This is a genomic window from Paracoccus sp. P2, from assembly GCF_046335115.1.
GTDB lineage: Bacteria > Pseudomonadota > Alphaproteobacteria > Rhodobacterales > Rhodobacteraceae > Paracoccus > Paracoccus pantotrophus.
In genome coordinates, this window is sequence record NZ_JBGOSN010000012.1 from 105,298 (window position 1) to 116,599 (window position 11,302).

Annotated in this window: 11 protein-coding genes; 5 read left to right on the forward strand and 6 right to left on the reverse strand. The window is 68.6% G+C overall.

The annotated features are described in order from the left end of the window. Genes ACDP63_RS10135 through ureG form a run of 3 tightly spaced genes read left to right on the forward strand, consistent with a single transcriptional unit; the run spans position 1 to position 1,764 of the window. Positions 1-519, forward strand: a complete 519-nt coding sequence (locus ACDP63_RS10135) for an urease accessory protein UreE (protein ID WP_051481150.1) — start codon at positions 1-3, stop codon at positions 517-519. Then, a complete protein-coding gene (locus ACDP63_RS10140) occupies positions 509-1,138 on the forward strand; it encodes an urease accessory protein UreF (RefSeq protein ID WP_024845757.1) in 630 nt (209 codons plus the stop codon). Before ACDP63_RS10135 ends, ACDP63_RS10140 begins: the two co-directional genes overlap by 11 nt. Next, on the forward strand, positions 1,135-1,764 hold the full coding sequence (gene ureG / locus ACDP63_RS10145; RefSeq protein WP_024845756.1) for an urease accessory protein UreG: 630 nt from the start codon (positions 1,135-1,137) through the stop codon (positions 1,762-1,764). The genes ACDP63_RS10140 and ureG overlap by 4 nt, the downstream gene beginning before the upstream one ends. Positions 1,765-1,825: 61 nt before the next feature. Here ureG and ACDP63_RS10150 read toward each other — a convergent pair whose 3' ends face one another. From ACDP63_RS10150 to ACDP63_RS10175, 6 genes are all read right to left on the reverse strand, one after another. Then, the gene (locus ACDP63_RS10150) at positions 1,826-2,965 is read right to left on the reverse strand and encodes an alpha-hydroxy acid oxidase (protein WP_024845755.1); all 1,140 of its coding nucleotides are present in this window, start codon (positions 2,963-2,965) and stop codon (positions 1,826-1,828) included. A gap of 12 nt (positions 2,966-2,977) precedes the next feature. Then, positions 2,978-3,868 carry a dihydrodipicolinate synthase family protein gene (locus ACDP63_RS10155; protein ID WP_024845754.1) on the reverse strand — a complete coding sequence of 297 codons (891 nt, stop codon included), beginning with the start codon at positions 3,866-3,868 and terminating at the stop codon, positions 2,978-2,980. A 17-nt stretch (positions 3,869-3,885) separates the two neighbouring features. Continuing rightward, a complete protein-coding gene (locus ACDP63_RS10160) occupies positions 3,886-5,583 on the reverse strand; it encodes an ABC transporter permease subunit (RefSeq protein WP_231486927.1) in 1,698 nt (565 codons plus the stop codon). Positions 5,584-5,660: 77 nt separating this feature from the next. Then, entirely contained in the window at positions 5,661-6,743 is a 1,083-nt protein-coding gene (locus tag ACDP63_RS10165; RefSeq protein ID WP_024845752.1) for an ABC transporter ATP-binding protein, read from the reverse strand. Positions 6,744-6,767: 24 nt separating this feature from the next. Then, complete coding sequence (locus ACDP63_RS10170) at positions 6,768-7,850, reverse strand: ABC transporter substrate-binding protein (RefSeq protein ID WP_024845751.1); 1,083 nt, start codon at positions 7,848-7,850, stop codon at positions 6,768-6,770. Positions 7,851-7,886: 36 nt separating this feature from the next. Beyond that, complete coding sequence (locus ACDP63_RS10175; protein WP_028710873.1) at positions 7,887-9,332, reverse strand: FAD-binding oxidoreductase; 1,446 nt, start codon at positions 9,330-9,332, stop codon at positions 7,887-7,889. Positions 9,333-9,533: 201 nt separating this feature from the next. Between ACDP63_RS10175 and proC the strand changes: the two genes are divergently transcribed. Together proC and ACDP63_RS10185 are read left to right on the forward strand one after the other, a co-directional pair. After that, entirely contained in the window at positions 9,534-10,340 is an 807-nt protein-coding gene (gene proC, locus ACDP63_RS10180) for a pyrroline-5-carboxylate reductase (RefSeq protein WP_081750599.1), read from the forward strand. 160 nt (positions 10,341-10,500) lie between these two features. Then, positions 10,501-11,136 (forward strand): helix-turn-helix domain-containing protein, encoded by a 636-nt coding sequence (locus ACDP63_RS10185; protein ID WP_024845748.1) that lies wholly within the window; start codon positions 10,501-10,503, stop codon positions 11,134-11,136. Positions 11,137-11,302: the final 166 nt, after the last annotated feature.

Consider the following 11,302-nt stretch of genomic DNA (forward strand, 5'->3'; position numbering starts at 1 on the left):
ATGAAAGCCACCGCCGTCCTTCGCCCTCCGCTTGCCGGCCGACCAGTCGACCGGGTCGAGCTGGACTACGATGCCCGCTTCCTGCGCCGCAAGCTGCTGCGCACCCGAGCCGGCGCCGACCTGCTGGTCGATCTGCCGAAAGTCACCGCGCTGGCCCATGGCGATGCGCTGCTGACCGATGCCGGCCCGGTCGAGGTCGTCGCCGCAGCCGAGCCGGTGCTGATCGTCACCGGCGACCTGCCGCGCCTGGCCTGGCATATCGGCAACCGCCACACGCCCTGCCAGATCGAGCCCTTCCACCTGGTTCTCCGCGCCGATCACGTGTTGCGCGCCATGCTGCAGGGCCTGGGCGCGACCGTGACGGAGGCGCGGCAGCCTTTCATCCCCGAAGGCGGCGCCTATGGCCCGGCCCAGGTCATGGGTCATTCGCATTCGCATGGACATTCGCATGGACATGAGCATGGACATGGACATGGGCACCACGATGCGCATGGCCACGCCCACCCCCATGACGGCTGAGCTTGTCGCGCTGCAACGGTTGTTCGCCTGGCTGTCGCCCGCTTGGCCGGTGGGCGGCTTCGCCTATTCGCACGGGATCGAGCAGGCCATCGCCGACGGCTGGCTGACGGGGCCGGAGACGGTGCGGGACTGGATCGCCGATCTTCTGCGCCACGGGGCGGGCCGCAACGACGCCATCCTCTTGGCCCATGCCTGGCGGGGCGAGGACGTGGCCGAGCTTGCCCTGGCGCTGTCGGGCTGCGCCGAGCGCCGCCGCGAGACGGCCGAGCAGGGGGCAAGCTTCGCCCGCGCCGTCTCGGCCGTCGAGGATGCGCTGCCCGCCGCCCCCTATCCCGTCGCCATCGGCATCGCCGCCGCGCGGGCGGGGGTGCCGCTTGCCGAGACGCTGGCGCTTTTCCTGCAAGCCTTCGCATCGAACCTTGTCACCGCCTGCGTGAAATCCGTGCCCATCGGCCCGCTCCAAGGCCAGCGCGTCCTGGCCGAGCTGATGCCGCTGATCCGGGCGGTCGCGGCCGAGGCCGAGACCGCCGGCCTGGACGAACTGGGCGGCTGCGCCCTGCGCGGCGACCTGGCCGCCATCCGCCACGAAACGCTGCAACCGAGGATCTATCGCACATGACCAGCCCGAACGGCCCGCTTCGCATCGGCATCGGCGGCCCGGTCGGCGCGGGCAAGACCCGCCTGACCGAGGCGCTTTGCCGGGCGCTTTCGCAAGACCTCTCCGTCGCCGCGATCACCAATGACATCTATACGCGCGAGGATGCCGAATACCTGATGCGCGTCCAGGCCCTGCCGCTGGAGCGCATCCGCGGCGTCGAGACCGGCGGTTGCCCGCATACGGCGATCCGCGAGGATTGCTCGATCAACCTGGCGGCGGTCGAGGAACTGACGACGGCCTTTCCCGATCTCGACGTGATCCTGATCGAGTCGGGGGGCGATAATCTCTCGGCCACCTTCTCGCCGGAACTGGCGGACCTGACGGTCTATCAGATCGATTGCGGCATGGGCGACGACATCCCGCGCAAGGGCGGGCCGGGCGTCACGCGCTCGGACCTGTTGGTCGTCAACAAGATCGATATCGCCGAAGCCGTCGGCTGCGACCGCATGCGCATGGCCCGTGACGCGGCCCGCCAGAGGGGCGAGCGCCCGGTGCGCTTCTGCTCCCTGCGCACCGGCGAGGGCGTGGCCGAGGTCGTGGCCGAGATTCGCAGGCTGGGCGGATTGGGCGATCCGACCCGCGCCTGACGGTCCTGCTGCCGGGCGGGATGACGGGCCGGGCGGGTGTTTTCTGTCCTCGCCAGTGGCCTCAGCCCTCGAAAGGGCCAAGATCGCCGGGCGTTCGCGCGCCCAGAAAGCCCATCGCCGTCCGTATCTCGGCCAGGAGCATGTCCAGCAGCGCCGCGGCGCCGGCCTCGCCCCCGGCGGCAAGGCCCCAGAGCGGCGCGCGGCCCAGCTGCACGGCCGCGGCGCCGAGCGCGAGGTATTTCAGCACGTCCGAGCCGCGCCGGACGCCGCTGTCGGCCAGCAGTTCGGGCACCGCGCCGGGATCGGCGGCGATGCGCGCCAGGGCCTCGGCGGTGGTCGGCAGGGCGTCGCAATTGCGCCCGCCATGGGTCGAGACGACGATGGCATCGGCACCCTCGGCCCTGGCGCGGCGGGCATCCTCGGCGCTCAGCACGCCCTTGAGGATGATCCGGCCCTGCCAGCCGTCGCGCAGCGCGCGGAAATCCTGCCATGTCAGCGCCGGGTCGAGGCGCAGGTCTTCGGCCATCACCGGCGACAGCAGGCCGGCGCGGAACTCGGGCGGGTAATGGCCATAGCTGGGCATCCCCCGGCGCAGGCCCGGCCGCAGGATCACCTGCCACAGCCAGCGCGGGTGGCACAGCATGTCGGCGACATTGCCGGGCGTCGGCCGGAACGGCACGCCGAAGCCGTTGCGCTGGTTGTATTCGCGCTTGGGCGGCATCTGCGTGTCCACGGTCAGCACCAGCGTATCGCAATCGCAAGCCGCGACCCGGTGCAGCAGATCGGCCGTGCGGGCGCGGTCCTTCCAGACGTAAAGCTGGAACCACAGCTCGGCCTCGGGGGCGCCGCGGCGGATGTCCTCGATCGGCTCGACCGATTGCGTCGAGACGGTGAAGGGGATGCCGAAGCGGCTGGCGGCGCGGGCGAGCTTCGTCTCGCCCCGATCCGCCACCATGCCGGCCAGCGCGGTCGGCGCGATCACCAGCGGGGTCGGGCGGCTCCGGCCCAGCAGGGCGGTCTCCAGCGAGGCCGGGCAATCGCCGTTCAGGATGCGCGGCCGGAGCCGGATCCCGTCCAGCGAGGCGCGGATGCGAGAGAGCGAAACCTCGTCCTCGGTGCCGCGGTCGATATAGTCGAACAGCCCCCTGGGCAGGCGCCGCCGCGCGGCCGCGCGGAAATCGTCCGTGTTCAGCGGCGCCATCCGCGGCGGTCCCTATGCGGCCAGCAGCTTTTCGACCTCGGCCCGCAGCCGGGCCGAGCGTTCGGGCTGGCAGGCATCCAGCGGCATCAGCACCTTTTGCGCGTCGATGCCGAACAGGTCCAGCACCGATTTCATCGGGCCGGGATTGGTCTCGCCGAAGGCCGCGTTCATCATCGGCTGGGCCCGGCGGTGCAGGGCCAGCGCGCCGGCCAGGTCGCCCGCGGCCAGCATGTCGTGCATCCGGACCCAGAAGGCCGGCAGCATCGAGGCGGTGACGATGATCCCGCCCTTCGCGCCCGCGGCCATGTGCAGGGGGAACAGCGAGTCCTCGCCGCCGAGGATGGCGAAGTCGTCGCCGACCCCCGCCGCGACCTGCAGGAAGTGATACATGTCGGTGTTGCACGCCTTCATGCCGATGATGTTGGGGTGCCGCGACAGCTCATGCGTGACCTCGGGCGGGATGGCGATGCGGGTGCGATAGGGGATCTCGTAGAGCAGCACCGGCACCGGCGAGGCATCGGCATAGCGCATGAAATAGTCGCGCAGCCCGGCCGGTGTCGGGTTGGTGTAATAGGGCGTCAGCACCAGCAGGCAATCGGCGCCGGCCGCGGCATAATCCTTGCCCGCCCTGATGGCGTCGTAATAGCCCGTATCCAGCACGCCGGCCATGACGGTCTGCCCGCCCTGGCTGCGCTCAGCGCAGACGGCCACGGCATCGACCCGCGTCGCATGCGGCAGCGCGCCGTATTCGCCGGTGCCGCCGATGGGCAGCACGCCGGTGCAGCCGCCGGCATGGACGTGATCGACGAGTTTCGCCATGTCGCCGCGCGCCAGGCTGTCGTCGCCGTTCACAAGGGTCGGCAGGGCGGGGATGATCCCGCGAAGGTCTTTCGAAGTCAGCATTGTCTATCCGTTCAAGGTTATTTCTGGCGCCGGTTCAGCAGCCCCACCGCGACGATCAGCGCCGTCACGAACAGGAACAGGCAGGTCGAGACCGCCGCCAGCAGCGGCGAAATCGACAGCGAGACCTCGTCCCAAAGCTGCTTGGGCAGGGTCGCGGACATGCCGCCCGAGGTGAAAAGCGCGATGGTCAATTCGTCGAAGCTGATGGTGAAGGCGAAAAGGAAGGCCGAGATCATGCCCGCGCCGATGATCGGCAGCGTGACCAGCCGCAGCGTGCGGATCGGCGTCGCGCCCAGGCTTTGCGCGGCCAGGTCCAGCCGGGTGTCGTAGTTGCGCAAGACCGACATGACCGTCAGCACCACATAGGGCACGGCGATGACCGTGTGGCCGATGATCAGGCCCAGGTTGGTGCCGACCAGCCCGATCTTGGCGTAAAGGTAGAACAGCCCCACCGACAGGATCATGTTCGGCATCACCACCGGCATCAGGGTAAAGGCCAGAAGCGCCGTCTTGCCCCGCATCCTGCCGCGCACCATCAGGAAGGCGACGGGCGTGCCGATCAGCAGCGCCAGGACCGCGGTGCTGAAGCCGACGACCAGCGAGCGGGTCAGCGCGCTCATCCAGATCGGCGAGTCGAAGATCTGCTGGTACCATTTCAGGGTAAAGCCCTGCGGCGGCCAGTTCAGCCCGCTTTCCGCGAAGGACAGCGGGATCATCAGCAGCACCGGCAGCGTCATCACCGCCAGCAGCACGGTGACGAAGCCCAGCAGCGGGCGCGGCGCACCTTCGCGGGCGCGGCGGCGCGGAAACAGCCCGATGATCGCGTCCGAGGCATGGCCCAGCCCGGTCAGGATCGCGTCGCCGATGCGCGAGAAGATCCCCCTGCGGCCGGGCCGGCCTTTCCTGGCCGCGGATTCGCCGGTCATGGTCGAAAGCCCGACGGCGCGGTCGTAAAGCACGAAGACCAGCAGCACGACCGCCAGCAGCAGCACGGCGACGGCGCTGGCAAAGCCCCAGTTCATGGTCTGGATGATCTGCTCGATGATGATCTGGGTGATCATCGTCTCGCGCCGCCCGCCCAGCAGGGCCGGGAAGATGAAGAAGCCGATGGCGGTGACGAAGACCATCAGCGCCCCCGAGGTCACGCCGGGAAAGGACAGCGGGAAGTAGATCTTCCAGAAGGCCATGCCGGGCCTGGCGCCAAGGGTCGAGGCGGCGCGGGTCAGGTTTCGGTCGATATTCTCCATCACCGACAGCATGGTCAGCACCGCCAGCGGCAGCAGGGCATGGACCATGCCGATGACCACGGCCGAGAAATTATACATCAGCGCGATGGGTGCATCGCTGATGCCCAGCGTCTGCAGCAGCTTGTTCACCACGCCGTTGCGGCCCAAGAGGATGATCCAGGCGAAGGCGCGCACCAGGAACGAGGTCCAGAAGGACAGCAGGATCCAGAACAGGATCCGGCCCTTTTTCGCCTTCGGCAGGATCGAGATCAGATAGGCCACCGGATAACCCGCAATGACCGCAAAGATCGTGGTCACGACCGAGATCTTCAGCGTCAGCATCATCACTGTCAGATAGACCGGCGTGCCGAGCAGGCGCTGGTAGTTTTCCAGCGAGAAGCCGTCGCCCTTCTGGAAGGACAGCAGGAAAAGCTGTGCCGAAGGGTAGATCAGGAATGTCACCAGCAGCAGCACCATCGGCGCCGCCATCAGAAGCTGCCTGCTTCTGCGGCTCATCGGCCGGCGGGTCGCGGCCGGGGGACGGGCCGGGGCGGGGATGGCGGCCATCACGCGGCCTCGTCGGCGGGGATGGCGACGGCGTCGCGCGGATCGAAGCTCAGGCGATAGTCGCGGCCGGGCTCGGGGGCGCGGGCGCTCATCGCGGTGGCGCGGGTGGCGATCAGCGGGTCAGACGCCAGCGCCGGCGCCTCGAGGAAGAACTTGGTGCTGGCGCCGGTCACGCTCCAGCTGCGCAGCCTGGCGTTCAGCCCCTCGCCGGGCGTATCCTCCAGGCGGATGTTCTGCGGCCGCAACATGACCTTGACCGCAGCGCCCTGGCCCAGCGGCCGGGGCAGGGTGACTCGGATCTCGCTGGCATCGCCCAGCCGCACCACGCCCTCGCCGTCCGCGCCCGAGACGAGACGGCCCTCCAGCAGGTTCGCCTCGCCCAGGAAATCGGCGACGAACAGCGATTGCGGGCGGAAATACAGGTCGGCCGGGCTGCCCAGCTGCGCGATCCTGCCGCCGTTCATCAGGCAGATGCGGTCCGACATGGTCATCGCCTCTTCCTGGTCGTGGGTGACATAGACGATGGTGCCGCCGATCTCCTTGTGGATGCGCAGGATCTCGAACTGCATCTGGTCGCGCAGCTTCTTGTCCAGCGCGCCCAGCGGCTCGTCCATCAGGATGACCGAGGGGCGATAGATGGTGCAGCGCGCAAGGGCCACGCGCTGCTGCTGTCCGCCGGACAGCTCCTTGGGGAAACGGTCGGCGATATGGGGCAGGCGCACCATGTCCAGCGCCTCCTGCACAAGCCGCCTGATCTCGGCCGCAGGCGTGCCGCGCATCTTCAGCGGAAAGGCGATGTTCTCGGCGATGGTCATGTGCGGGAACAGCGCATAGTTCTGGAACATCATGCCGATGTCGCGCTGATAGGGCGCGGCATAGGTCACGTCCCGGTCGTTCATCAGGATGCGCCCGCTGTCGGCCTCGGCCAGCCCGGCGATCAGGCTCAGCAGCGTGGTCTTGCCCGAGCCGGAGGGCCCCAGCAGCGTCAGGAACTCGCCCTTCTCGACCTTCAGGTCGGTCGGTGCAAGAGCGACGAAGTCGCCATAGACCTTGCCCAGGCCCTGCGTTTCCAAAGTGCTCATGTCGCGATCCGTTTCCCCGGGGGCCTAGCCGATGAACCAGCTGTTGAACCGCTCGATCACCGGGTCGGCGTTCTCCAGCCAATAGGCGGCGTCGATCTGCAGCCCGGTCTCGATATTCGCCGGATAGGTCGGGCAGTTCTTGGCCACGTCCGCCGGGATGGTCTCGAAGGCCGCCGGCTGGACGATGCCGGCCGGGAAGAACTTGACCAGTTGTGCCATGCGCGCCGGGTCCGAGGCGAACTTGATCAGCTCGCGGCAGGCATCGGCATTGGGCGTGCCCTTCAGGATCGACCAGCCGTCGCAGCCCCAGATGTTCTGGTTCCAGACGATCTCGACCGGGGCGCCGGCCGCTTGCGCCGATTGCGCGCGCGACACCCAGGTCGAAAGCAGGTCGACCTCGCCCGAGATCAGCAGCTGTTCGGCCTGCGCGCCGCTGGTCCACCAGATGTCGGTGGCGGGCTGCACCTTGTCCAGCCGGGCGAAGGCGCGGTCCAGGTCCAGCGGATAGACCTGGTCCGCCGGCACGCCGTCGGCCATCAGCGCCTGTTCCAGCGTGTCATAGGGGTGGCGGCGCAGGGCGCGGCGGCCGGGGAACCTCTCGGGGTCCATCAGGTCCGCCCAGGAGGCCGGCGCCTCGCGCCCCTCGAAGGCGTCGCGGCGATAGGCCAGCACGGTGGTATAGACGTTGGTGCCGACCTGGTATTCGTTGCGGAAATGCGCCGGGATCGACTGGATCACCGCCTCGGCATCCAGGCCCACGGGTTCCAGATACTTGGTCTCGCCCGTGGTCAGTTGCAGCACCGCCGGGACCGAGATCTTGCCCATGTCCCAGGTATAGGTTCCGGTTTCCACCATCGAGCGGATCTGCGCGGTCGGCTCGGCCTGGGCCTGGGCGGGCACGACCTCGATCCCGGTCGCCTCGGTGAAGGGGCGATAGAAGATCTCGGTATAGGCCTGGGTATAGATGCCGCCGTCGTCGCGCACCACGATGCGGGTGGACTGGGCGCGCGCACCCGAGGGGCGCCAGATCGCCGGCGCGGCCAGCCCTGCGGCCGCCCCCAGCAGAAGGGTCCGACGCTTGATCGTCGGCATGGTGGGTTTCGTCATGTCACGTCTCTCCTGTTGGTTGGTCTTGTCGGGTGGTCAGGCGGTCGGGCCGATGACGCGGTCGCGGTTCATCAGCCCGTCGGGGTCGATGCAGCGTTTCAGCGCCCGCATCAGGTCGAGTTCGGGGCCGGCCTTGTAGCGTTCCATCAGCCCGATCATGGTCTGGCCGACGCCGTGCTCGGCGCTGAAGGTGCCGCCAAGCGCGATGGCGATGTCGTTGACCGCGTTGCGCAGCTGCGCCTCGACCGCCTGGCGGTCGGGCAGCGCCGCCCAGAGGTCATGCGCAAACAGCGCGATGAAATGGATGTTGCCGTCGCCGACATGGCCCACAACAGTCACGAGGATGCCGGGATGGACCTGCATCACCGCTTCCGTGGCGCGGGCGATGAATTCGGGGACGCGGGCCACCGGGACCGCCGTGTCCGAGGTGATGCTGACGCCGACCCGCGCATTCGATTCCGTCACGCTGTGGCGGATCGCCCACATCGCCTCGGCCTGCGTCAGGTTCTGCGCGATGCTGCCGTCCAGGACCAGCCCGGCCTCGAAGGCCTGTTCCAGGATCCCGACCATCAGCGTGTCGAGATCGGCTGCGGCGGTATCGGCCAGTTCGACCATCAGGTGCCAGCCCTCGCGCCCCTCGACCGGCGCGGTGTGGTTGCCGTGATCCAGCACATTGGCCAGCTGCTGGGCGTTCATCAGCTCAAAGGCGGTCAGGCTGCGCCCGGCATGGCGGCGGAACAGCTGCAAAAGCTCCAGCGCCTCGGCCGGCCCGGCGATGCGCAGCCAGCACATGCCGATCGCCGGGGTGGCGGGATAAAGCCGCATGACCGCGCCGGTGACGATGCCCAATGTGCCCTCGGCGCCGATGAAAAGCTGCTTGAGGTCATAGCCGGCGGTGTCCTTGTGCAGCGCCCGCATCATGTCCAGCACCCGGCCGTCGGGCAGCACGACCTCCAGCCCCAGCGTATTCGCGCGCGTCGTGCCATAGCGCAGCACCGCCGTGCCGCCGGCATTGGTGGCGATGGTGCCGCCCAGCTGGCAGCTGCCCTCCGAGCCGAGGCTGACCGGGTAAAGCAACCCCTCGGCCCTGGCCGCCTCTTGCAACTGGGCGATGGTGCAGCCCGCATCGGCGGCGATGGTCATCCCGAAGGGGTCGATGGCGCGCAGCTTGTTCAGTCGTTCGGTCGAGACGATCACCGGCAGGCGGTCGTCGGGTGTCGCCCCGCCGCACAGGCCGGTATTGCCGCCCTGCGGCAGCATCGGCCAGCCATGCGCATGCAGCAGCTTGGCCAGCGCCGCGACCTCGGCCGTGTCGCGCGGCTTGCAGACGCAAAGCGCGGGCGCCTGGAACTTGCGCCTTGCATCGGTGCAATAGCCCCGGATCTCGGCCGGGCTTTCCAGCACGGCGCCGGGGCCGAGCAAGGCGCGGATCTCGTCCATCAGAAGCGTGCGCGAGGTCTCGTGCCGGATCGCAGATGTCATATGATTTCCTCCAGACCCTTTGGGGCGACATCTTCGCGATGCTTCGTCCGCAGAATCGTTCCTTCCGTTCTCCTAGCTTAAATTCTCGAGCAATGATAGAAAAATTTATCGTATAGGAAAAATTAAGTACTTTAGTGGAGAAACTTTATCCGCTAGACAGAGGGCAGGGGCTTTGACGGCCGCAGCAAAGGAGCGATCCCGATGAAAGATCTGAACGATGGCGGCGTGCTGGTGGTCGGTTGCGGCAGGATGGGCGGGGCGCTGCTGGACGGATGGATCGCGCAGGGCTTGCGGCCCGCCAGCCTGTGGATCGAGGATCCGCATCCCGGCGACAGGTTGCTGGCGCTTGCCGCGCAGGGCGCGCATGTCAACGCCCCCCGGCCTGCGCGGCCCGCGGTCGTGCTGCTGGCGGTCAAGCCGCAGATGATGGCGGGGGTGCTGGCGGGCCTTGCGGCGCTGCCCGCGGATGTGCCGGTGCTGTCGGTCGCGGCCGGGGTCTCGTTGCAGCAATATGGCGCGGTGCTTGGCGACCGCCCGATCATCCGGGCGATGCCCAACACGCCCGCGCTGGTCGGTCGCGGCATGACGGCGATCATCGGCAATGCCCATGCCGGGCCTGGGCACCTGGCGCTGGCGGTGCGGATGTTCTCGGCGGTGGGCGAGGTCGTCGCCCTTGAGGCTGAAGTCCAGATCGACGCGGTGACGGCGATTTCGGGCTCGGGCCCGGCCTATCTGTTCCTGTTTGCCGAGGCGCTGGAACAGGCGGCGCGCGGCCTGGGCCTGCCCGAGGCGCTGGCGCGACGGCTTGCCCGCGGCACGGTCGGCGGCGCGGCCGAACTGATGGTGGCCAGCGGCCGGGATGCGGCCGAGCTGCGCCACGAGGTGACGAGCCCGGGCGGCACCACCGCAGCCGGCCTTGCCGTTCTGATGCGGCCGGACGGCCTGTCCGAACTGGTCGCGGGTGCCGCAGAGGCGGCCCGTGACCGCTCGGTCGCCCTGGGGCGATAGGTGCGGGGCCGGTCTTGCCCGCGCCTTATCGAGGCCGCGCCGCTGCCCTATGTTTGCAGGGCATCAGGGCGCGGGAAAGTTCGGGGCAGGGGGAATTCGCGCGGGACAGGGATGCCGCGCAACGGATAACGTGACGTCGGGAATGCAAGGCTGGAGAGACATGCCGATCGTGAACCAGATTGGTGACATCGCAATGAGGCAGCGCCGCACGGCCCGTCCGCGCGGCGAACGGCCGCTGGAACTCGGCCCGCGGCTGAAGGCGCTGCGCAAGGGTCAGCAACTGACCTTGCAGGAGGTCGCGCGCCTGACCGGCGTATCCACCTCGGCCCTGTCCAAGATCGAGCGCAACGACCTTTCGCCGACGCTGACCACCTTGCAGCGCATCGCCAGCGGCCTTCAGGTCGAACTGTCGGCCTTGCTGGGTGACGAGCCCAGCCATGCGCCGACCACCGGCCGGCGCTCCATCGCCCGCGCTGGGCAGGGCGACAATCTCAACAATGCCACCTGCAACAACAAGCTGCTTTGCGCGGATATCAAGGACAAGTGCTTCACGCCCATCCGTACCGTGGTCAAGGCCCGCTCGCCCGAGGATTACGAGGCCTGGGGCGTTTCGGACGGCGAGATCTTCCTGACCGTGCTGAAGGGGGAACTGGTCATCCACAGCCGGATCTACGAGCCCCTGGTGCTCTATCCCGGCGACAGCATGTATTACGACGCCTCGACCGAGCATTGCTGGACCTCGCAGGGGGATGTCGATGCCGAACTGATCTGGGTGCTGGGCACGCGGACGGCCTGAGGGGGCCGCGGGCCGGTCGGTTGCCGGCGGACGGGCTCGCAGCGCGGCCAGGCCCCGCATTGCCGCGGCAGATCGGCGGCCTCTGCGCGGTGCGGCCCATGGCCCGACGCTCCCCGCGCTTGGCCGGCGCTGGCTGCCGGGGGATGCGAGAAGGCCGCCCCTTTCG

Excerpts from the sequence above, each read along its gene's own strand:
- ACDP63_RS10155 (WP_024845754.1), bottom strand. The coding sequence starts at position 3,868 with ATGCTGACTTCGAAAGACCTTCGCGGGATCATCCCCGCCCTGCCGACC.
- ACDP63_RS10160 (WP_231486927.1), bottom strand. The coding sequence starts at position 5,583 with ATGGCGGCGCCGATGGTGCTGCTGCTGGTGACATTCCTGATCTACCCT.
- ACDP63_RS10165 (WP_024845752.1), bottom strand. The coding sequence starts at position 6,743 with ATGAGCACTTTGGAAACGCAGGGCCTGGGCAAGGTCTATGGCGACTTC.
- ACDP63_RS10140 (WP_024845757.1), top strand. The coding sequence starts at position 509 with ATGACGGCTGAGCTTGTCGCGCTGCAACGGTTGTTCGCCTGGCTGTCG.
- ACDP63_RS10170 (WP_024845751.1), bottom strand. The coding sequence starts at position 7,850 with ATGACGAAACCCACCATGCCGACGATCAAGCGTCGGACCCTTCTGCTG.
- ACDP63_RS10135 (WP_051481150.1), top strand. The coding sequence starts at position 1 with ATGAAAGCCACCGCCGTCCTTCGCCCTCCGCTTGCCGGCCGACCAGTC.
- ACDP63_RS10150 (WP_024845755.1), bottom strand. The coding sequence starts at position 2,965 with ATGGCGCCGCTGAACACGGACGATTTCCGCGCGGCCGCGCGGCGGCGC.
- proC (WP_081750599.1), top strand. The coding sequence starts at position 9,534 with ATGAAAGATCTGAACGATGGCGGCGTGCTGGTGGTCGGTTGCGGCAGG.
- ACDP63_RS10175 (WP_028710873.1), bottom strand. The coding sequence starts at position 9,332 with ATGACATCTGCGATCCGGCACGAGACCTCGCGCACGCTTCTGATGGAC.
- ureG (WP_024845756.1), top strand. The coding sequence starts at position 1,135 with ATGACCAGCCCGAACGGCCCGCTTCGCATCGGCATCGGCGGCCCGGTC.
- ACDP63_RS10185 (WP_024845748.1), top strand. The coding sequence starts at position 10,501 with ATGCCGATCGTGAACCAGATTGGTGACATCGCAATGAGGCAGCGCCGC.